17 protein-coding genes and 1 pseudogene are annotated in these 22,278 nt (G+C 37.9%); 8 read left to right on the top strand and 10 right to left on the bottom strand.

What is annotated here, in order from left to right:
• Positions 1-9: 9 nt before the first annotated feature.
• A complete protein-coding gene (locus AC3CH7_RS22395; protein ID WP_488381897.1) occupies positions 10-141 on the bottom strand; it encodes a hypothetical protein in 132 nt (43 codons plus the stop codon).
• A gap of 374 nt (positions 142-515) precedes the next feature.
• Positions 516-4,208 (bottom strand): S-layer homology domain-containing protein, encoded by a 3,693-nt coding sequence (locus AC3CH7_RS22390; protein ID WP_488381896.1) that lies wholly within the window; start codon positions 4,206-4,208, stop codon positions 516-518.
• Positions 4,209-4,839: 631 nt separating this feature from the next.
• Between AC3CH7_RS22390 and AC3CH7_RS22385 the strand changes: the two genes are divergently transcribed.
• Positions 4,840-6,690, top strand: coding sequence for an S-layer homology domain-containing protein (locus tag AC3CH7_RS22385; protein WP_012292790.1), 1,851 nt, complete (start codon positions 4,840-4,842; stop codon positions 6,688-6,690).
• A gap of 99 nt (positions 6,691-6,789) precedes the next feature.
• On the opposite strand, the pseudogene AC3CH7_RS22380 reads toward AC3CH7_RS22385, so the two are convergent.
• Positions 6,790-6,927, bottom strand: a pseudogene (locus AC3CH7_RS22380) (IS5/IS1182 family transposase); the annotation flags it as partial.
• Between the two features lie 548 nt (positions 6,928-7,475).
• Here AC3CH7_RS22380 and AC3CH7_RS22375 point away from each other — a divergent pair.
• The 4 genes from AC3CH7_RS22375 to csaB are packed head-to-tail and all read left to right on the top strand — an operon-like array spanning position 7,476 to position 12,782.
• Positions 7,476-8,216 carry a WecB/TagA/CpsF family glycosyltransferase gene (locus AC3CH7_RS22375; RefSeq protein ID WP_031418530.1) on the top strand — a complete coding sequence of 247 codons (741 nt, stop codon included), beginning with the start codon at positions 7,476-7,478 and terminating at the stop codon, positions 8,214-8,216.
• Entirely contained in the window at positions 8,213-9,769 is a 1,557-nt protein-coding gene (locus tag AC3CH7_RS22370; protein ID WP_031418529.1) for a putative polysaccharide biosynthesis protein, read from the top strand. The genes AC3CH7_RS22375 and AC3CH7_RS22370 overlap by 4 nt, the downstream gene beginning before the upstream one ends.
• Positions 9,770-9,789: 20 nt before the next feature.
• Positions 9,790-11,703 (top strand): DUF5693 family protein, encoded by a 1,914-nt coding sequence (locus AC3CH7_RS22365; protein ID WP_488381895.1) that lies wholly within the window; start codon positions 9,790-9,792, stop codon positions 11,701-11,703.
• Positions 11,703-12,782 (top strand): polysaccharide pyruvyl transferase CsaB, encoded by a 1,080-nt coding sequence (gene csaB / locus AC3CH7_RS22360; protein ID WP_488381894.1) that lies wholly within the window; start codon positions 11,703-11,705, stop codon positions 12,780-12,782. The genes AC3CH7_RS22365 and csaB overlap by 1 nt, the downstream gene beginning before the upstream one ends.
• 39 nt (positions 12,783-12,821) lie before the next feature.
• On the opposite strand, the gene AC3CH7_RS22355 is transcribed toward csaB, so the two are convergent.
• Together AC3CH7_RS22355 and AC3CH7_RS22350 are read right to left on the bottom strand one after the other, a co-directional pair.
• Positions 12,822-13,652 (bottom strand): flagellin N-terminal helical domain-containing protein, encoded by an 831-nt coding sequence (locus AC3CH7_RS22355; protein ID WP_426388982.1) that lies wholly within the window; start codon positions 13,650-13,652, stop codon positions 12,822-12,824.
• Positions 13,653-13,851: 199 nt separating this feature from the next.
• The gene (locus AC3CH7_RS22350) at positions 13,852-14,325 is read right to left on the bottom strand and encodes a hypothetical protein (RefSeq protein WP_031418525.1); all 474 of its coding nucleotides are present in this window, start codon (positions 14,323-14,325) and stop codon (positions 13,852-13,854) included.
• A 205-nt stretch (positions 14,326-14,530) separates the two neighbouring features.
• Between AC3CH7_RS22350 and AC3CH7_RS22345 the strand changes: the two genes are divergently transcribed.
• Positions 14,531-16,105, top strand: coding sequence for a hypothetical protein (locus AC3CH7_RS22345; RefSeq protein ID WP_031418524.1), 1,575 nt, complete (start codon positions 14,531-14,533; stop codon positions 16,103-16,105).
• Positions 16,102-18,876, top strand: coding sequence for a DEAD/DEAH box helicase (locus AC3CH7_RS22340; RefSeq protein ID WP_488381893.1), 2,775 nt, complete (start codon positions 16,102-16,104; stop codon positions 18,874-18,876). Before AC3CH7_RS22345 ends, AC3CH7_RS22340 begins: the two co-directional genes overlap by 4 nt.
• Positions 18,877-19,111: 235 nt before the next feature.
• Here AC3CH7_RS22340 and AC3CH7_RS22335 read toward each other — a convergent pair whose 3' ends face one another.
• Complete coding sequence (locus tag AC3CH7_RS22335; protein WP_036160744.1) at positions 19,112-19,510, bottom strand: single-stranded DNA-binding protein; 399 nt, start codon at positions 19,508-19,510, stop codon at positions 19,112-19,114.
• Between the two features lie 297 nt (positions 19,511-19,807).
• On the opposite strand from AC3CH7_RS22335, the gene AC3CH7_RS22330 reads away from it, so the two are divergent.
• Entirely contained in the window at positions 19,808-20,233 is a 426-nt protein-coding gene (locus tag AC3CH7_RS22330) for a YwpF family protein (protein WP_031418519.1), read from the top strand.
• Between the two features lie 191 nt (positions 20,234-20,424).
• Here AC3CH7_RS22330 and AC3CH7_RS22325 read toward each other — a convergent pair whose 3' ends face one another.
• The 4 genes from AC3CH7_RS22325 to AC3CH7_RS22310 all read right to left on the bottom strand — a co-directional run bounded on the left by AC3CH7_RS22325 (position 20,425) and on the right by AC3CH7_RS22310 (position 22,244).
• Positions 20,425-20,817: a hypothetical protein gene (locus tag AC3CH7_RS22325; RefSeq protein ID WP_036160741.1), complete on the bottom strand. Its 393-nt coding sequence runs from the start codon at positions 20,815-20,817 to the stop codon at positions 20,425-20,427.
• Positions 20,818-20,925: 108 nt separating this feature from the next.
• Complete coding sequence (locus tag AC3CH7_RS22320; RefSeq protein ID WP_099806131.1) at positions 20,926-21,309, bottom strand: hypothetical protein; 384 nt, start codon at positions 21,307-21,309, stop codon at positions 20,926-20,928.
• Positions 21,310-21,460: 151 nt separating this feature from the next.
• Positions 21,461-21,904 (bottom strand): 3-hydroxyacyl-ACP dehydratase FabZ, encoded by a 444-nt coding sequence (fabZ, locus tag AC3CH7_RS22315; RefSeq protein WP_031418516.1) that lies wholly within the window; start codon positions 21,902-21,904, stop codon positions 21,461-21,463.
• 55 nt (positions 21,905-21,959) lie between these two features.
• On the bottom strand, positions 21,960-22,244 hold the full coding sequence (locus AC3CH7_RS22310; RefSeq protein ID WP_036166922.1) for a DNA-directed RNA polymerase subunit beta: 285 nt from the start codon (positions 22,242-22,244) through the stop codon (positions 21,960-21,962).
• Positions 22,245-22,278 lie beyond the last annotated feature (34 nt).

Below are 22,278 nucleotides of genomic sequence, written 5' to 3'. Positions count from 1 at the left end.
GTTTAGTTATTAAGATGCTTTTGTTACAGCAGTACGAATTGCAGATTTATTACCTGCAGCGTCAGTTACCTCAACATAGTACGTAGTTGCAGCAATTAAAGGCGCATCAGCAGGCCATGCAAAAGAACCATCAGTATCCACTACCGCATTACCAGCAACAAGTGTACCAGCAGTTGGAGTGTAAGTAAACTGTTACAGTTGAACCAGCTTCAACAGATAGAGCAGCACCTGTGATATCAAATGTAGTTAGAGTGTTAGTAAGTACATTTTGTTAAACCACTTGTAACTGTAAAACCTGTTGGAACGTTACCTGTGTTAGTACCAGTCAGGTAAGTTATTGATTCTTTTCCATCAGCTTTAACGGCTATAGAGAAATCACTTGTAAGTGTTTAATTTACTAATATGATTTGATGCAAAAAAAATCTCCTCAAGTCTCAAAAGACTCAAGGAGATTTCTGAATTCTAGTAACAGCTCAGATCATTGCGAACCTATGTTATCTGAATTATGTTAAAACTTAGTTTTTAGCATCTGTTCCTGGTGTAGCTACAGCAGTTCCTACGAAAGCAGTTGCTGCATCTCCACTAAATGCTACAGTACTAGCAGTACCAGTAGTAGCACTTACAACTTGTAATTCACCTGCAGCAGTGAATGTAGCAGCAGCAGTTGTACCTAAAACACCATTTAAAGCAACTAAGAAAGCATCTTTAGTTACTACAGTTTTATCGATAGTAAGGTTCTTTGCAGCGCCACCATCAACTGTAATAGCAAGTGTTTTTGTATCTTGAGCAGTAGTAATAGCTTCTAGAACTGCATCAGTAGCAATTGTAACTGTTCCTACAGCTTTACCGTTTGTAGCCGCAACATAATCAGAATTTTGTGCAACTACGTTTACGAATTTAACAGCTTTACCAGCTGCATCTACTTCAGCAACTCCAACGTTTTTACCGTTATCAACAGTGATTTCAGTACCATTAACAACAGTAGTCCAAGCAGATAAGTCAGCTCCAACTAATGGTGCTGGCACAGCGTTATTATCTGTAGATACGAAATATTTGTACGTGTTACCTACTACACTTGGAGTTGGTAATATAAATACTGATTTACCGTTGTTACCTGCACCTGTAACATCATTTAAAGCAACACCAGTAAGAGATGTTGTACCAGGTTTTACTAATGCAGAGTCACCAGTTGATTTTGTAAGTACATTTTTAGCAGGTGATTTATCAATTACATATTTAGCTGAATCTTTTACAGTTACTTTATAATATGTTTCTACTGTACGAGCATCAGAAAGTGTAATTACAAGTTTATTTCCGTTTACAGTAACATCGTATTGACCAACATTTAATTCCTTATTGTCAGATACACGAGTAATAAGGAAATCAGCATCGATTAAATCTTGGTTGCCAGCAGCAATTTCATCAATTTTTAATGCTTCTGAATAATTGATTGTAATTTTGTTACCATCTACCCCGTAAACACCTTTATCAGTAATTTCTGGTTTAACAGAATCTAATAAGTTAGTAGTTGTATCATTTACAGTAATTGAAGCAGTAGCAGTACCTGTTGGCGCAGTGTTTCCAGCATTTGTTTGAAGTTTAGTGAAATCAACAATTAAATTTAAATTAGCAGCAGAAGTTCCAAGAACATCATCTTTGAACTTAAGTGTTACAGTTGAAGTACCGTCAACTTGTACGTCTTTAACTTGCTCTACATTATTAACCTTGTAAGAGAATGCTTCAGCAGAAGCAGAGTTAACACCTGCATTAAACTTAACTTTAATTGTATTCTTATCAACTAATTCAGCTTTCATACCAGCATAATCTTTGTTGTTGATATCAGCTAAAGATAAAGTAGTTGATGTAGATAAATCAACTAGATTATTTGCAGTGTTTGTTGGGTTTGCAAATTCTTTTAATAAGTTACCTGCAGCATCTTTTACACCAAGTACTTGTAATTGTGATACATGTGCTTTATTTGTACCGCCACCTGTAAAGTCAATTGTTTTTCCATCAAGTGTTTCAGCAAATGTAATAACTACAGAAGTACCATTTTGCATTACTGAAATATCAGCTAAGTTAGATGATAAAGTTTGTAATTTACCGTCAATTTTCACAAGATAATTTGAATAATCAACTAAAGTATCAACATTCATTTTCTTGTTGAATGTAAGAACTACACGACGATCTTTTGTATTAACAACTTTTGAGTCAAATTCAGGAGCGTCTTTGTCGCCTTTTACAATTTTCTCACTGTAATCAAGCATTGTGTTTTGAAGCTTAGTAGCATCTTTAATGTTTTTGATTGTAAGTTTATTTTCACCTGTAGAAAGGTCTGAATATAGGTTGATAATTACAGTTTTAGAATCATTCGGGTCTAAATTTGCAGTTTGAACTGAAACTACTTTACCGTCTTTGTTTAATACAGTATAGTTTTTCACTTCTTGAACACTTTTTGAATCAAGTGCTTTAGAGAAAGTTACTTTAATAGTACGTGCATCTGTTACAGATACTTTTCTCACTTCTGGACGAGTTTGATCGATCTCAGGAGTTACAGTAACTTTTGTATCTTTTGCAATTTGGTTATCAGAGAAGTCTTTAACGCCTTCTACATGAATGTCTACTTTACCTGTTGGAAGAGTTTTATCTTCTTTAAAGAAGAATTTGTATTTGTTATCAGCAATTGCTTCAAACTCATATGCTTCTTTCTTAGAGTCTCCAGACTTCCAATAAACGTTAGAAGCTTTGATTGTCTCAGCATCAACATCTTCAGAGAATGTTAAAGTAACAGATTCTAAAGTTGCAGTTGCTTCAGTTACTGTTGGAGCTTCTTTATCTTCTACAACTGTGAAGTCGTGAGTTGAAGATAATGAAACGAAACCAGCATAGTCTTTAACACCAGAAACAGTTAATTTGTGTTCCCCAACTGTAAGTACAGAGCCGTATGGAGTTAAAATCACAGAACGGTCATTTGCACCTAAAGTAACTTTACCGAAGTATGCTTTACCATCTAATGTGAAATTAGATTGTTTTAATTCAGTTACTGGCTCACTGAATTCAAGCTTCAATGATTTTGTTCCTAAAGATTTAACTGTTGTAACTTCTGGTAATTTGTTATCAACTGCTGTGAATTCAACGTTTTTCACATCGATTACTTTATCGCCAGCTTTTACATTTGAGATGCTAATTGCATCAGCTTTGTTGTTTGTAAGAGTTCCTACAACTGTAACTGTAGCAGTTTTCTTGTCGTCAGATAATTTTACAGATTTAACAGCTTTACCTGATTTTAAAGAATAGTTAGATGCTTCTTCAGCTGTTTCTTTATCAACAGTACCGTCGAATTCAACTACTACTTCTTTAAGGTTAGTTGCAGATACAGATTTAACTGCAGTAGCTGTAGTTACAACATAAGTAACTTTAGCTTTGTATTCAACATCCTTAATTTTGAAAGTAACTTCTGTTTCTTTGTTAGGCTCTAAAGCTTTTTCTAAAGTAACAGTTTCTTTAGTACCGTCAGATAAAGTAACGTTTAAAGTTTTAGCGTCAACTACTTCGATTTTGTCAACTTTTGGAGTAGCATCTACGTTTTCAATAGTACGTGAGAATACCACTGCGAAGTCTTGGCGAGTAATTGGAGCATTTGGGTTTAAGTTTGTTTTACCATTTGCTTCAGAACCTTTGATAACGCCGTTTGCAACTGCGATTTCTAGGTAAGATTTAGCCCATGGTTTAACAGTAGAAGCGTCAGCGAATTCGCTTAGATCGCCTTCACCCTCTAATTCGAAAGCATCTACTAAAATTTTAGCAGCTTCAGAACGAGTTAATTGTTTGTTTGGTGCGAATTCAGTAGCACTTACACCTTCAAAAATTCCGTTTTCTACAGTTGCTGCGATAGCATCGTAGTACCAAGCATCAGCTTTAACGTCTTTGAAGTTTACATCACCTTCTGCTTCTAATTCTAGAGCGTTAGTGAAGATTGTAGCAGCTTCCGCACGTGAGATAGTTTTAAGTGGGTTGAAGTTGCCGTTAGCATCCCCTTGGATTACACCAGCGTCTACTAAAGATTGAACTGCTTCTTTAGCGTAGCCAGAGATTTTGTTGAAGTCGTTTAATTGTGCAGCAGATGCTACAGGTACGATTGCAGATGCAACTAATGCAGCTGTTGCTGATGCCGCGAAGAACTTACGGCCTTTGTTTTGCTTTGCCATTAATTTATTCCTCCCTAATATTCCTAAAAATTGATATTATTCCAACGAAAACTATAGTACCACCATAATTAGTTGCCTAAATTTATGTATTATAGCTTTCTCGAATAATTCAAAACTAAAGCAAATTTTCTTAGTAAAGTTACTAGAAAATGAGTAGTAGAATACCATTCTAGTAAGCTTATTCACTTTCTACAATAATATAACATTATCTTTTCCGAAATTCAAGCATTGGGACATAAATTTAGATATAGAAGATTTTTTTACCATGGACCTTACTAGATGGCTACTTTCTTCCAACTAATTTTACCCTCATTTGTATTGGTAACATATAGTTCCATTTCCTATTATACCTGACTCTCCATAATAACCAAGCATTTTCTGGAATGGTTACTAAATTGTCAAAAATTAAAGACTCCCGTAACATTTTAGTTATATTTGTAAAGAAACAGAAACATAGCTAGAGTTTTTTAGCGAATTCCGCCTCTTTCCTATCACTTTTAAGAGTTTCTTCATTATTAAATAATAGCTAATTCTATCTGTCCTTATGTTGTAATAATAGATTACCTTTTTTTGTGATACACTTTTGATAGTTTGATAGAACAATTATCAGCTATTGAAGGGAGCTTGAAAAATGAAACGAAAATTTCCTCTTTACGGGGCAGTGCTTGCAGGTATGCTATATCTTGCACCTACTAGCGCTTCAGCAGAAGATATTTCGAAGCACTGGGCCTATCATGAAATGAACTATCTTATTACAAACGATTTAATGAAGGGTGATGAATTTGGCAATTATCGTCCAAACGATGCTGTTACTCGCGCTGAATTCGCAGCATTTCTAGTCAGAACACTTAACTTGCCAGCTACTTCTAGTCAAGCAACCTTCTCAGATGTAAAGAAAGGCGACTGGTATTATGGAGTGATCGAGCAAGCTAGCTATCATGGATTGATTAAAGGTGACGACCAGGGCAAATTCAACCCAAACGCACATATTAATCGTCAGGAAATGGCGGCTATGTTAAAAAGAGCTCTCCACTATCAAAATATCAATACATCTTCCTCCCCTATTAACTTTAGTGACAATGCTCGTATCGCCAAATGGGCCTATGCTGATGTACAAGCTGTCGTAACATCAGGGCTACTTGTAGGGAAGCCGAATAATCAATTTGCACCACTTGCCCAAACAACTCGTGCTGAAGCAGCGACCGTTCTCTATCGTTTACTTCATTTAGAAGCACCAGAAACTGGTGGAAAGGAATATATAACGACGAATTACTCATTTGACTATTCTTCGGTGGTGAATAAACAAACTGCCAATAATCCAAAGGTAGACGGTGCTGGCATTTTTACGGCTAGCGACGCACTAGTGTCATACTATGTACACCCAAAGAGCGTTATGCAGGATAGCCCATCTTTTTATCAATTTTTAAAATTATCAACTGTGGTTAATAATTTGAATGCCAAGGAACTCAATGATAAGGTACTTGCTAATAAAGGAAGCTTAGCAGGTATGGCTGATGCCTTTATTCAGGCGGGTGTCGATAACAATGTAAATGCTATCTATCTGTTATCACATGCTTTACATGAAACCGCTAATGGGGCCTCTGCGCTTATGAATGGAATTGAGGTTGGCTTAGATACGGGTGGAAAACCAGTGATGGTTACTCCTGAAAATCGAGACAGTTTAACCGCTATTAAGAAAACTTATAATGCTTATGGTATTGGAGCTATTGATGCTGATGCCAATAAATTTGGTGCTGAGCGTGCTTATACAAATGGTTGGTTTACCGTACAGGATGCGATTATTGGCGGCGCTCAATTTGTCAAGGATCAGTATATTAGTAAAGGACAAGACACGTTATATAAAATGCGCTGGAATCCTGATAATCCAACCGTCCATCAATATGCTACACATGTAATGTGGGCAGTTATTCAGGCGAAAAAGATTTATGATATTTATGAATTAGTTGGGGCACATACGTCAACGAATTTAGTGTTTGATGTTCCTGCTTATCAGGGTCAGCCTTCCGCTCCATCTTTACCAAGCCCTACGAAGCAATATGCTTTGGATTCATATATAGCTGGGGCAATCGGAAAGGCTACTACTAATCTCAATATGAGAACATATCCTAATACTACAGATGCTGCATCCATTATGACGAATTTACCTAAAGATACATCCTTCAAAGTACTTGGAGAAAATGGTGGCTGGTTTAAAGTAAGCGTCAATGGTCAAGAGGGCTGGGTGTTTGATGATTATGTTCAACTTGAAAATGGTTTACAGATTGTCAACATGAACATCATGCTCAATGTCCGAAGTGAACCATCTACGACAGCGCCTATATTAGGTACAGTTAAACCAAACGGCTTTATTATTGGTGCAGTAGATGATAAAGGCGAGTTCAAAAAAAATGGTGCCTGGTATCAGGTTATCTATAACGGCAAAACCGGCTGGGTACATGGCGATTATATTGTAAAAAAATGATTTCCTACGATTTTCTAAAAAAAGAGTGCGACATTGTTTCGCACTCTCAGACTGTAGACAAAAGCCGTCGAGAAGTTCATTCTCGATGGCTTTTGTCATTTCCATATTTAACTCTAATTGAAGCTTCTCTTCATAAGCCCGTGTTTCTTTTCGCACAACCTTTTTATCATACTTCCCTTTATTCGCACTCGCTTTCACATGCGTGGAATCTATAAATAAATGGTCTGCATGGAGAATTTACTTTTCAACACCCTATGTAGATGGAGTACTTTATGTAGAAGTTGATGGGAACGAAGAGCGGCGACTCCTGCGGGAAAAGCGGGAAAGTCGAGATCCTGGACTGAGCGAAGCGAGGGAAGCAGCTCGACCCCGCCCGCGGAAAGCGTCCGCCCGTAGTGGAAATCAACGGCTTTACTTTATTTCATTGTAAAATAAAAAGGACTGTAGGCAAACTCTCAAATTTTTTGAGTTTGTCTACAGTCTGAGAGTGCGACATTGTTTCGCACTCTTTTTTTGTCTTCATTGCATGAATATAAAACACTATATAATAGAAGAAACTCAACCCCCTCTGTTATGAGCACCACTATTTCCTCCTAAAAAAATCAGTGCATTTTTTAGTTTGTTTCTTGTATATGCAATAGAATCCTCCTTTTTATAACGCTGAATCCCCTTTTATGCAGCCTATAGCCATAGCTGAACTATTATCGAAAATTTCCTGTCAATATTGCTTTTATGGTATGATAGATTGCAGTGAAAAAGGAATTACAGAAAGGTTTGAACACTATATGAGGCATGTAACGATTATGGGCGTACCCTTTTTACATATTAGTCAGCAAGGGTTTGTAGATCTACTTGTTAATCGTATTGAACAGCAAGAAAAGACTTTCGTTGTGACAGCCAATCCTGAAGTTGTCATGCAGGCAAATGAAAATCCTACTGTGAAGGGCTATTTAAATCAGGCAACCTACATTTGTGCGGATGGTATCGGTGTGGTAAAGGCTGCTCAAATCCTTGGAGATTCACTTCCCGAGCGTGTAACAGGCTATGATACCATGGTGAAATTGTTAGAGGTTGGTCAGCAAAAGCGCTTTAAAGTTTATTTATTGGGTGCACAAAAAGAAACAATAGAAAAGACCATTGCCAATATTCATAAGAATTATCCAAATGTTGAAGTTGTAGGCTATCAGGATGGATTCTTTGATTGGAATAATAATCATATTGCGGACGATATCGCAGCATTACAACCTGATCTGGTGTTTGTCGCTTTAGGAGTACCGAGACAGGAAAAATGGATTACTGAAAACCTAGACAAGTTTTCAAAGGGCGTATTTATTGGTGTGGGTGGCTCCTTCGATGTCATCGCGGGCACTGTGAAGCGTGCACCAGTCATTTGGCAAAAGTTAAATCTTGAGTGGCTTTATCGACTGCTACGCCAGCCAAGTCGTTTTATAAGAATGCTTGTTCTTCCACGTTTTGCTTTAAAAGTTTTCTCATTAAAGCTTAGAGGGCAGGGCACAACAAAATGAGTCAATCAACATTTGTCAAAAGTACACTCGTTTTAACCATTGCGACATTACTTTCTAAGGTGATTGGCAGTATTTTCCGTATTCCACTTCAAAATATTGCTGGTGACGAAGTACTTGGTATTTTCAGTCTTGTCTATCCTGTCTATATGGTGGCTTTGTATTTATCTGTTGCAGGTATCCCTATTGCTATTTCTAAACTGATTGCGGAGGCTAACTCAAGTAAGGATACTGCCAAAATAAAGAAAATTTATGTAACCGCAAGAATCCTTGCCCTATCGTTTGGCGTCATTAGTTTTACAATCATTTACGGTTTTTCAGGGCAGATAGCGAATGCACTTGGTGGACCATCAACAGAAATTGCCTTAATTATTGTGGCACTAACATTACTTGTGGCTCCTTATATGGCCGTCTATCGTGGCTTTTTTCAAGGCTTTGGAGATATGCGACCGACTGCCATCTCTCAAGTAATTGAACAATTAGTTCGAGTTGCATTAATTCTAATTGTTGCGTACTTCCTAGTTGCGATGGATTATTCAAATGATATCGTAGCTGGTGGAATTATGGCTGGTTCTGTCCTTGGAGCACTCGGTTCACTTGTTTATTTACTCTATAAATATTTCCGTTCGTCGGTAAAAGTAACGAGCAAGGAGAAATATTCTAGTAAGGATTTCTCCACATATAGTAAAACTATATTAAAAATATCCATTCCGATTGCAATTGGTTCTGTTACAATGGCACTTTTTAACTTTGTGGATTCCTTTACCGTTACATATGGGTTAAGAAGTGCAGGGGCAGACGCAAGTGAAATTAGCTTCCTTTATGGGATATATGGTCGAGGGCTAACATTAGTTCAAATTACGACTGTATTTGCGTCATCAATTATTTTACCGCTAGTGCCACTAATTACTACTAAGCTTGCTGAACGTAAAATGGATGAAACACGCAGTATTATTGAACAAACACATCGTATGACTCATCTTATATCGTGGCCAGCTGCGATTGGACTGCTAGCCTTAACCTTGCCTTTAAATCTAGCTCTTTTTAAAGACTTAGAGGGAAGCTTAATGTTAGCCATGATTAACCTTAGCTCGGTCTTTACATCACTAACACTCCTTGGGACGGGCGTTTTACAGGGAATGAATGCTGCTAAAACAGGCGCTCTTATTATTTTAAGTGGTGTTGTTTTGAAGGTGTTTGCGAACATCTTCTTCATTCAAGCATTCGGTCTAGATGGTGCTGCCTATGCAACATTATTGGTGTACTTTGTGTTATTTATTGTGAATACTGTCTTTATATATCGTATGATTCGCTTTACTGTTCTTGGAAAAGATACGGTGAAAATGATTGTGTCTTCCATCGTAATGGGAGCAGCCGTTGGTTTACCAACGCTTTGGCTTGATTTTACACATTGGTCTCGTATGTGGGCAATGGGCTATCTGACTATTGCCATCATCATTGGAGGAGCTATTTACTTCCTTTTACTATGGCTAATGAAAGCTATTGATAAACAAGATTTAAAGAAAATCCCTGTTATCGGAAAAAGATTTTCATAAATAAGAGAGGTAGGACACTTATGTCGAAACAGAAATGGCTTTGGGGGATTATTGTTCTTTTACTCGTCGTTTCCTCCACAGGTATCATGATGAGGTGGAATGCGGAGCAATCGAATGATTCTTATGAAATCGTGATTCCCTATGATGAAATACAAACTGCAAATAAAAACAGTGATTTAACAATGGATGAAATCCTTTCCTCCTTAAAGGAAGCTGGACTGACAACTGTTAGTCTTGAGCCTTTAACATTAAAGGAAATGGAAAAACAAAATTTGATTACTGTCTATAAAGAAAACGACTTAGCAGCACAATTATTATTTACACCTTATAAAGATGCTGTTGATGTTACAAAGAGTGGCTCTTATATTCGAGTACCTGAAAATGAAAGCTACCGAAAGCTTATCATGGATAGTGTTGAGCCGGAGGAAGTTCAATTAGGAGAAGAGGCTTTTTATTTTCTCCCTACTTCTAACCATAACTTTGATTTAAAAACACCAATTGGCTACGATCAGCCTGCTATCGATATGATTAGTAAGCATGGCCTAGGCTATGTCTTTAAAGTTGAAAATGCAGATAATGAAGTGGCTAACGCTAAATTGGTGAATCAGTTACTCGCATTAAAAGATGGTTCTTCTGGTCGCTTGCTTGGTCAAGGTGACGAAGCAATTGGCTTTGGACAAGAAAAAGGCAATCAATTAGTTGAAAAACTAAGTGATGCGGGCTATTACTTCTATACAATCGAAAGTAATCCATTGAAGGGCGAAAATAAAATCGCCCAAATGACCGATTACAATATGATTCGTTTGCATAGTATTAACATCAACAGACAAACGAAATTAAAGTTAAATGAAAGTATTGACCGTACAACAAGAGCTGTAAAAGAGCGTAATATCCGTTCTATCTTCTACCATATTAAAACAACTGGTAATGCCAAGGAAAATGTGGAGCAAACAATTGACTACTTAAATGGAGTACATGACGCAATGCCAGATCATTTCCAACCTGGCGAGCCAAAGCTGTTTGATCAGGTAGCTGTACCAGCCTGGGTCACAGCAGCTGTATTAGTAGCAGGTATTTTATTTACCTTTATCGTTTCAGAATTAATCAAATGGATGCCTCTACGAATTGCGGCAGCTGGATTTATGACAGTACTAGCCATTGCGTACTTTATCCTGAAAAGTACTCTATTCTTACAGGCATTTGCACTAATTATTGCAGTCCTTGCACCTACCTATGCCGTAATTAAATCAGCACAAGGGTCTACGAAAATGTCTAAAATACTTGTGCAATACTTGAAGGCAGTAGCGATTAGCCTTATCGGGATTGTTATTGTCATTGGCTTATTAAATGGCAATGCCTTTATGACAGGCTTTGCTACGTTCAAAGGCGTGAAGTTAGTTTATCTGATTCCAATTATGGGCGTTCTACTATTTACATTAATTGAGATTAACCGACTAGCTGATCAAAATATTAATAAATCTTTATCTAATACCGTAACATTGTTAAACAAAGAATTAAAATATTGGCATGTACTCCTACTAATTGTCGTGGCGGGTATCGGTTTATTTTACATTAGCAGAACTGGTAACTCTGGCTCAGTTAGTGATTTAGAATTAACGTTTAGACAATGGCTAGAAAATACCTTATATGTACGACCAAGAACGAAGGAATTCTTAATTGGTTTCCCATTCTTTGTTTTAGCTTTATATGTAATGGGCATCAACCGCAAATGGGGTAGTATCTTACTTGTACCAGGTGTTATCGGATTCTTATCGATCGTTAATACATTTACACATTTACACATCCCAGTAGCTGTTTCAGTATTACGTACTCTATACAGCGTATCTCTTGGTTTTGTTATAGGCTTAGCATTTATCCTTATTTTTAAATTCGGTTATCGTTGGGTTTCTAAGGCAATCGCGAGGTGGTCATAATGCACATTGTTTTATCGGGCTATTATGGATTCGATAATGTCGGAGATGATGCTATTCTGCTTTCCATTATTCAAGCTTTGAAGAAATGGGAGAGTGATATAGAGATCACTGTATTATCTAATAACCCAACCGCTACTGAGCAAACCTATGGTGTAAAAGCCATCAATCGTTGGAAAATGAAAGAAATCCATCAATTGCTTAAAACAGCTGATGGACTCATTAGTGGCGGTGGTAGTTTAATGCAGGATCAAACAGGCATGAAAACTATTCCATACTATGCGGGCGTGATTCAAATTGCAAAATGGCTGAAGAAGCCAGTATTTGTTTACGCCCAAGGTATGGGCCCAATCAACCACTCGCTTAGTAAATTAATCGTGCGTAAAACCTTTAACAAGGTTGAGCAAATTACGGTTAGAGATAAAGCCTCCCAAACTCTTTTAACAGAGATTGGTGTACGTAAAGAGACTAAAATTGTGCCCGATCCTGTTATGGGACTCAATGGTGGCGACTTTCATTGTGAATGGTTAGATCAAGAATCCCTAACGGCAGAAAGCTATATTTCTGTTAGTGTTCGTGACTGGCCATCTACAATAGCATATAAAGAAAAAATTGCTCATAGCTTAGACCAATTAGTACGTCAGGGTGAGCAAATCGTTTTCTTACCAATGCATGGTGAACACGATTTAAAAACTTCTCAGGAAGTGGCAGCACTCATGCAGGAAAAAAGCTTAATTGCTCCTTCTGATTTATCCATTGAGGAAAAAATTGCGGTAATTGGACAATCTCAATTATTGATTGGGATGCGACTCCATTCCCTCATCTTCTCAGCCATCTATGCTACACCTTTTATCGCCATTTCGTATGATCCAAAAATTGATGCATTTGCTGATATTGTTGATCAGCCGGTTATTGGGCATGTCGAGAAGGATGATTGGAACGGTGTCACATTGTTCGAACGTGCGATTGCCATGTTAGAATCGTATACGACGGTTCGAGAAAATATGCGTCATGCTGTGCTACCCTTACAGCATGAAGCTACGGCAACGGCTAAATTAGCGATTGAGACTTTCTCTAAATAAACATTAAAAATGATGAATTTCAATAGTAATTGAAATTCATCATTTTTTTCCGATTTCTAATAATTTTAAAATGGATTGTGCCTGCTGCATATGCATCGCCAGCACATATTGACTGGCCTGCATTAAAATCTGAGCCTTCACCATATTCATCATCTCTTTGGCAATATCAGCATCTCGAATTCGTGACTCTGCTGCCTGTAAATTTTCTGCGGTGTTCACATTGGCATTATAGGCATGTTCCAAACGGTTTTGATAGGCGCCAAGGCGGGAACGTTCACTGGATACGCGTTTTAAAGCGTCCTCCATAGAAGAAATAGCCTTATCTGCCTCATCTCTAGTAGCAATCGAGACATCTTTCAAACCAAGTGCTTCTGAACCGAGACCATTAATCAACAGTTCAATGCTCTGCCCTGCGTTGGCACCTGCCTGAATTTTAATCCCATTTGTTTCATAATCGCCATTCAGTAATGTCTTTGTATTAAATTCGGTATCGGTTGAAATACGTTGAATTTCCTTCTTTAACTCTTGGAACTCTAAATCAAGTTGTTTCCGATCCTCATCTGTTAATGTATCATTGGCTGCCTGCACTGCTAGTTCTCGCATACGCTGAATCATCGCATGTGTCTCATTCAATGCGCCCTCTGCTGTTTGCACTAATGAGATACCATCCTGTATATTCTTTGCCGCCATATTCAATCCACGAATTTGAGCACGCATTTTTTCAGAAATGGCCAGACCAGCTGGATCATCTGCTGCACTATTGATTCGGTAACCTGTAGAAATTCGTAACATTGCTTTACTCATAGCACCATAATGTCGATTCATATTATTCAGGATCGACATCCCTGTAGCTGACCAATTACCTAGCATTTACTCACCACCCTTTTGCCACTTATATCGGTCTATCCTCCGCTTTTTTAACGTTCCATCGGTAATAGTTTCCAATATAGTAGGATTTATTAATTATTTGTAGGAAAGTTATTCATCCCTTTAAACTTTTGACCTACCTGTGATAATAAAAGCACCCCTTCTCCTAGTAAGAAAAGTAGGTGCTTAATGGGTATACCATCTATTCAATTTTGAAACCTCCAAGTTGATGGTTCTTTTGCTGCAATAGATTAAAAAAGAGTGATTTATTGTTCTCTAATAATGCTTGATCGATTAAGTAATCCAGATTTCTGTTCTCAATTTCTGCAATAAGCTGATCAATTTCACCTACAGTCACTGTAGAAACAAGAGGAAGTTGCTTCGGTGTAGCGCTTTCAAGTATAGGTGCCAGATGATCATGGACGTTGGTAATAAGAAGTAGCTGATAAAGTGGTAATCGAATAAATCGATTGCCCTTTTGGAAAACAAACACCTCAGATAAATTTTCAATTTGTTGTGTCTTCATGTTGATAATCATCTCTTTACCTTCTATGGGAATGAAATGGAAAATCTCATTCTCTTTTAATATAGAGAAATATTGATAAGCAAACACGAGACGTAATTTGTCCCCAGTGATTTTTGTATAAAACGGCTTCATGTATTGAACTTGCATCATCCTTCATCCCTCCCGATTATCTGATTATTCAGATTTTAACACAAATCAAAAGTCTTGTTAACTATCTTTAATTCAATTTCCTTCTTTCTGATCATTCAGCTTATCATTGCCGCATTTTAATCGTATAATGGAAGGACAGTCTTTTTTCCTTTACTACCATTAATCCATATTTAACATAGCCATCTATAAAGAAAGGAGTGAGGTTATGGCATTGTCAATATCGCAATTGGCTAAAGAGCATCAAGCATTTGTGTTAACTAAATTAAAAGAAGCTGAACATGATTTACATCCTTCCTCTACGGAAGATGAAGAACTAGTCCGTCGTGCGGTCTTTTCGGTTAGAAATAAGTCCATTATTTTTGACCGTTTTAATGGAGCCAGTTCTATATTATATGCAACTGTCCAGGATGTCAGACCCGCTTCTGTTGAAATTGATTTCGTCAAAGAAGAGCTACGCTGTAGCTGTCCACAACCAAAATGGTGTCGACATCAGGTAGGTACATTACTTGCTCTTTACCAGTACTTTGATTCCGTTCAAAATTGGTCGAGTGCTTGGCGTGCTCAAAAATCTGTTCAGTTAAAATCATTAGCTGATGAACGTAGCCCTCAAAGTTGGTCATTGATGGTTGAGGAAGTAATGAAACGATTATTGCCACCAGGTCGTATTTTAGAGGGCTATGGCCTTTCTGCTATAAGGACTGATGCATTGGAGCGTCTTCGTCGACATATGCCCTTTGAACGTGAATGGCAGCCTCTTTATAAACTGTATATGGAGTTAGCCATTTTCAATACTATTTGGCGACATTTGAATGAAACACCAGGCCATTCACTGGATTCACCTTATATGAAATACTTTATTGATCAAAGCAGTCAATCTTTTGAGAGCATACTTACAGAGCTGACTAATCGATCTCGCCTTTTTGCGACTGATCCGTTTTATGACGCTCTCCAAGTGGAAGTACGGAAGTTTTTATTAGAACGACATGGACTATTTCCAAATCGACTTCACCTGTACATGCTACTTTGGGCGGTACTTTTTTATGAAAAGCCTCGTCGTGAGCAGGAATTAGATTATTTAAATAATCTTGAAAACCCTTCGGCAGAAATATCCTTAGAATCATTAAGATTATTATTTTATGTACTCTTACAAAAGGAGGACTTACTGCTTGAAAGTTTGAAACATATTGATTTGCAGCAAATGCAGGATCTTTTTGAACTCGCTACTTTTGCTCAGCGTGCTGGCGAATCACATGCTCTGGCTATTATTTTACGAGCAATTCTGCCAATGACAGCAGCCTTTTTGCAGGAAGTCGTACCAGTTGTACAACGTGCTCAGTATGTTCGTCAATTCCAGGTTTTATTTGATGAAATACAGCTTACCGAAGAAGAGGAAGCCATTCTATACAGCGCCTTCGGAGTCTACGGCCTTCAACCATTCTCTTCTTTCTTAATTAAAAAAGGACGTTATCGAGACTGGGCAGCGCTTCATCAATTAAATCCTTCGTCTCTATCTTATTTAGAGATGTGTGGATTAAAGGATGTATTACAAATTGAACCAGCTACGGTTTTACCGCTATATCATGTTTATGCAATGGCGGAAATTGCTCAAAAATCTCGCTTGAATTATAAGCAGGCAGTACGCATTTGGAAAAGTATGCGTACTGCTGCAAAACGGGCAGGTAAAACAGCTTATTTTGAAGCATATATACAAACAATCCGCTCAGAATACAAACGACTCCGTGCGTTACAGGAAGAAATCGAGAAAGGAAACCTAGTATGATGACAATAAACGCCAACTCTCCTTCCCCTTTTTCTAAAACACAGCAGCTTCGTATCGATGTAGCTCGAGAAGGATATTTTACTTTGCAGGGATTTACTGCAAATGGTACAACAATCGACGTAGATACATTCGTATCTTCATTGTTCTTTACCTATGAGGCAAATATCTATGGCTTACTAACAAATCAGGCGGATTTATCCATTGAGGTTTCCGCTGCTGAGCTTCTTGATATTTTTTCATCAAGCTATCAACATCCCTTTATCAGCTGGATTGGTGCAAATGAAGATAGTAAAAAATGGCTAGGTAAAGTATTGGCGTTACAGGATTATTGGCAGGAGCCCTCTCTTTGGTCACACGCTGTCATTGCAGAGGATTTTTCTTCACTATCCTTCCCTCTCGACGATATAGATTCTGCATTATTAGAAACTGCGGTGCAGCAAAAACTTTCTCAAGTAGGGCTAATACTTTCTGATTTACCAAAGCTATTGCCCTTTTTCTTACGAGGTGGCTGGCCATTGGATCAAACACGCCAAGTTGGTGCCATTACCGTTTCCTTACGATTAAGTGAACCAGAAGAAGATTCCGATGTCTGGCTCTTAGAAACGGTCCTTAGCACCGCTACTACAAAAAATTACTGGACACCTGCTATTCGTAAGCAGTCATTACTTATAGAAGATGCAATCCCTACAAAATGGCGTATGTTTGCAACTGAAATTGAGCAGCAACAACAACAAATAGTTCAACTACTATCTAAAGATGCTATTAGTAGTGAAACCTTCATTCGTGTAACACTTGAAGATATGGAAGTACGATCTTTTTTACGTGAGGATCTTGCCAGATTACAGGCACTTGGCTTCGATGTTGTGCTCCCAGCATGGCTAAAGGATTTAAAGCAATCCAAATTCCGTGTCCGTGTGACAACTAGCAATGCATCTACAAAAAAAGTCGCTGGATTAGATGATATTCTAACATTCAAGTGGCAATTTTCGATGAATGGACAGACAATCTCACCTGAGCAATTTAAAAAGTTAGTGGAAGAAAAGCGTGAATTTATTCGTATAGGGACAGAATGGTTCCGTGTTGACGCTAACTGGATGCAAGAGATGCGTGCGTTAATGCAGCAGGCAGAAGACGAAAGCTGGACTGTCCGAGAATTGTTATTCAGGGAATTACCCGAAGATTTATCTGCACCTATTGAAGAAGAGGATGCTGACGATGCGCTTCGGGATGATCCTATCTTTGCATTAGAGATACAGCAATCGTTAAAGGCTTATATGGAACAGCTCTTAGACAAAAAGGGTTTACCTGCTGTACCCATTCCAGCGACATTACAAACAGAGTTACGTCCTTATCAAATTGAAGGCTTTGAATGGCTAGTCTTTATGCGTCAGCAAGGTTTCGGTGCTTGCCTAGCCGATGATATGGGTCTTGGCAAAACCGTTCAGATGATAGCCTATTTACTTCATATATATGAAGCAGTAGCTGATTACACAAAACCATCTATTATTATTTGCCCAACATCAGTGCTGGGTAACTGGCAGAAGGAGCTTGCTCGATTCGCTCCTTCACTAATTGTCCATACACATTATCAAACTAACCGTGCAAAAGATGATGATTTCAAAAAAATGGTATTGATTGATAGGCCACATGTTATTTTATCAACCTATGGAACGGTGTCACAGGATACAGAATTTTTACAGGATATTGACTGGGCAACGGTTGTTTTAGATGAAGCTCAAAATATTAAAAACATGCAAACTTTACAATCAAAAGCCATTCGTAAATTACTGGGTGACCATCACATTGCCCTGACTGGAACGCCTGTAGAAAACCGTCTGTCTGAGCTATGGGCAATCTTTGATTTTATTCATAAAGGCTATTTAGGTAGCTTTGGTCGCTTTAATGAAGATTTTATATTACCAATTGAACGAGATGAATCTGAATCCCATAAACAAAAGCTACGAACAAAAATTCAACCATTCTTATTACGTAGGACAAAACGTGATCCTCATTTGCAGCTGAACTTACCAGATAAGCTAGAGTCAAATGAGTATTGCCCATTAACAGCCGAGCAAGCTTCTCTCTATGAGGGCTATATTTTGGAGACGCTTGATCAGCTGGAAGAGTTAACAGGGTTTCAAAAAAAAGGACGCGTCTTAAAAATGCTCAGTAAATTAAAGCAACTATGTAATCATCCTGCCCTATATTTAAAAGAGCCTTTCGAGGATGCCCAAACAATGCTTGCACGTTCGGCAAAGTTAGAGCGCATTGTGCAAATGGCGGCTGAAATTGTGGACAATGGCGAGCAATGCCTCATTTTTACACAGTATATTGGAATGGGACAATTGCTCCAGTATTGTTTAAGTGAATTATATAATGTAGATGCACCGTTTTTAACAGGTGCTATGCCTAAGCAGCAAAGAGACCGCTTAGTAGAGGCGTTTCAGGCAGGAGATTTTCCTATATTTATTCTTTCCTTAAAAGCAGGTGGAACAGGACTTAATTTAACAGCTGCTAATCATGTCTTACATGCAGATCGCTGGTGGAATCCCGCTGTCGAAAATCAGGCAACCGATCGTGCTTACCGCATCGGTCAAACACAATTTGTGCAAGTCCATAAATTTGTAACACTTGGCACAATTGAAGAAAAGATAGATAAAATGCTAGCGCAAAAATCAGCGCTATCAGAAGAACTAATTCAGTCAAGCCAGTGGTTAACTGAATTAGAGGATCAAGAACTTCGTGATCTCATTACATTAGATATATATTAATAACAAGCGCCAAGGGTTCTTGGCGCTTTTTCAGTGGAACCATGTTTACTTCTCTTCTCTTCCCTACTTACTTCATATCCATATTCAGTTGTGTTAAAAATTTCATTGCTGTGCGGTCTTCAGCAACTTTTCCGAAAAAAATTGGTCCACATCATTCCTTTCTGTTACTACGGTGCAAGGAGTTTAAGGAGAATGGCGGATTAGACAATACTTTTCCTGCGCCGTATGTAGCATGCTATGGTAATACAAAGTCTTTTAAGTCTTCCTGTTCATTGGGTGGAGGTGGCGTCACCATAGAAGCTTCGTCACTATCCCTTTGTTTAAGTTGATAAAATCGAACATCCTCGACCACTACCTCTGTCATAAAAATCTTAGTGTTTTCTTCATTTACAAATGACCTTGTTTGAATTCGGCCGTTTGCACCTATTAATGAGCCTTTGCCGCAATACTTGACGATATGTTCTGCAAGTCTTCCCCAAACTGTACAGAATATAAAATCTGTATCTATTTCCCCATGGTTATTTTTGAAATTGCGATTAATGGCGAGTGAAAAATGAGTCTGCACACGATTTCCAGATAAGTATCGTAATACTGGATCTTTCGTAAACCTTCCGACCAGTCCGACTTGATTCATCCCTTCACCTCCTTTGCTGTGGATTGCCTTCATCTTACAAAATGATGCCAATATTAACAAAATCGAAAAATGATAATTTGCCATGATACTTCTGCATAAAATAGGTAAATTACCTGTTGTATTTTTCTTTTTTTTCTTATTTTTTCACCAGAATGCTTTAGGCAGTAATGGCAAATGCTATTTCATGAAATCAATAATTTCGCAGTAATAGAAATTAACTAGTAAGTGCGTATGACCAACAACTGGAACCGTATGTGTTATACTAAAAGAATGACAGACTTAGGAGGAATATACATAATGAAAACATTTAAAATGCTTTCCTTTGACCTTGTCACAAAAGATGGCGTGCAACCATTCCCTTTAGTCGATGGTATCATTATTAATCAGGAAAATAGCCATCAGTCTTGGGTACTCGAATTGTTTATGGAAAAACAATATCGTTCAACCTTTGATGAGCTCTTAGCGAATGCTACTATTTTTAATGTACGTGCCGTTATTTCATTTCCCGATAATGAACCCGCTCCTTTTCAGGTAATCGTACATACGGTTCAAGAAATCGGTGACCATGTATCAGTACTTTTAAAAGGTACCCTCAAAATAAAACGCTCTAAATATGCCGAACAATTACTTTCTGAACTACTAGCTGAAGGTGTTTCTTTAGAACATTTGCTGGAACGCTTTACAAAAGATATGAAGCAGCGACCAAAATTGAAGAGTGACTGACGATGCAAATTTTTTGCATCGTTTTTTTTAAAAAAACGTTTGAAGGTTTTTCTGTGAAATGAGGTCTTGTCAGTACAAGTTATTTGGGATAACGGGGTCATAAATGACTTGAAATATTATATTCCAATAGCCATTCCGCTTCCTCAAATCAAAAAAAGAGTGTTTTCCTTATAGGAAACACTCTTTTGATATTATCGGTTGTTCATACCGTCACGATACTTTTCAGTGTCGTTGGCTTTTTCATCAACCATGTTGTCATTACGCTTAACACCGTTTACGCCATTCGCGTTTGGTACGTTGTCATAGCCATTTGTGCTGTTAATATCAGCATTTGACCCAGGCGTTGTCGCTTCAGGTAAAGTTGTATTTTCATTTACAGTACCTCGTTCAACACCATTTACATTCCGATCGTATGCATCATTTCGATGATTTGGATCTAACGCATCCTCGACACGATCCACACCATTACGAACGTCAGTCTCTGCGTTTCTCACAGGATGATCTTCAACTGCACGATTTCCCCAGTTACATCCTCCAAGGAATACAGTAGCCAGAATAATGGTTAAAAATGACATTTTCCACATAGTAAAAAACCTCCTTTCTTGGTACTATGTCAGCAAATACATCATGTGTATTTGTGATCTAACATAGATTGCCCGAGAAAGGAGGGAACTATCCGATTTTTCTACAAACTATTTTTGTTTTTCTTTTAATAACTGTTCAATATATGCTGCTTCTGCTTTACAGTCGTAGCTATAGTCTGTGCCTAGCTCTTTTTGCAATGCCTCGATTGTTTCAACTTGTTGTGCTGTTGGTTCTTCATTTAAAATTTTGGCAATGACCTCATCAATTTTTTGTGCCATCTCTTCATGAAACTCTGCGCTCATCAATATTTCGGCTGGAATTTTTTCGATCCATGCTGCATTCTCTTGGAAATAAGTCTGCCAGCTTGCAATGAAGTCTTCCATGGAAAAGCGCTCTTCTTCCCAACCAATACTTGCTAAGTATGTTTCAAAAGATGTTGAAATCGAACGAGTAATGCTAATTTTAATACCTGAAGACAATTCCTTATACATCTTAATAATCCTCCTACGTTTGTAAAACCTAAAAATTACATCTATTTCAATTCACAATCGCTTAATTCGCCATCGCAGTTTAAGAACCTACTAGTCTCAATTTTTTGACTTGACTTTATCTATTTTATATCTTTTGGTCTATAAATGCAAATTATGCTTGCTTTGGCTGCTCCGGTCCAATTGCAAATAGAATATCGGCTTCACATACAAGTTCTCCATCTACAGTTGCTACGCCATGTCCTTTACCCATAGAACCACGAAGTTTTACAAACTCCACTTCCAATTTAAGTTGGTCTCCAGGTACTACTTGACGTTTGAAACGACAGTTATCAACACCCGTTAAAAATGCCAAGCGTCCCTTAAATTCTTCGGCATTTAAAAGAGCTACTCCACCTACTTGTGCTAATGCCTCTACAATTAGCACACCTGGCATTACTGGATATCCTGGGAAGTGTCCATTAAAGAAGTCCTCATTCATAGAAACATTCTTTAAGCCTACTGCACGTTTTCCCTCTTCTAATTCAATAATACGATCTACAAATAAAAATGGATAACGGTGTGGTAAAATTGCTTGAATTTGCTCTGCTGTTAACATGTCATTTCCCCCTCAAAATAAAGTATGTATACACAAAGTAAGGTAAAGAATAAAATTATTCTTTACCATGCATAATATCGAATATATGTTGCCATGTTTCTTTTTTGAAAATATCCATAGCATTTCCTTCTCCAATAACACTAAAGCCAACCATTGCGCCTAATGTTGCGGCAGCAACAACTAAGATGAGAACAATTACAATGCGTAACCAAATCGGAATCAGTCGGATTTGCACCCATCGAACCTCGCGTTGCTCTCCATTTGAGCGGCGTTCTTTCTTGTCTGGTTGCGTATCGGTTTCTTGTGTCGGCACAGAACGTCGACGTGAATCGTTTGTCATAAATTGTACTCCTCTTCATTCCTTGCTTTTTAGG

The sequence above is a fragment of the Lysinibacillus sp. F12 genome, assembly GCF_057773605.1.
The sequence above is the reverse complement of the archived record's forward strand: the minus strand, read 5'-3'. Positions and strand labels throughout refer to the sequence as shown.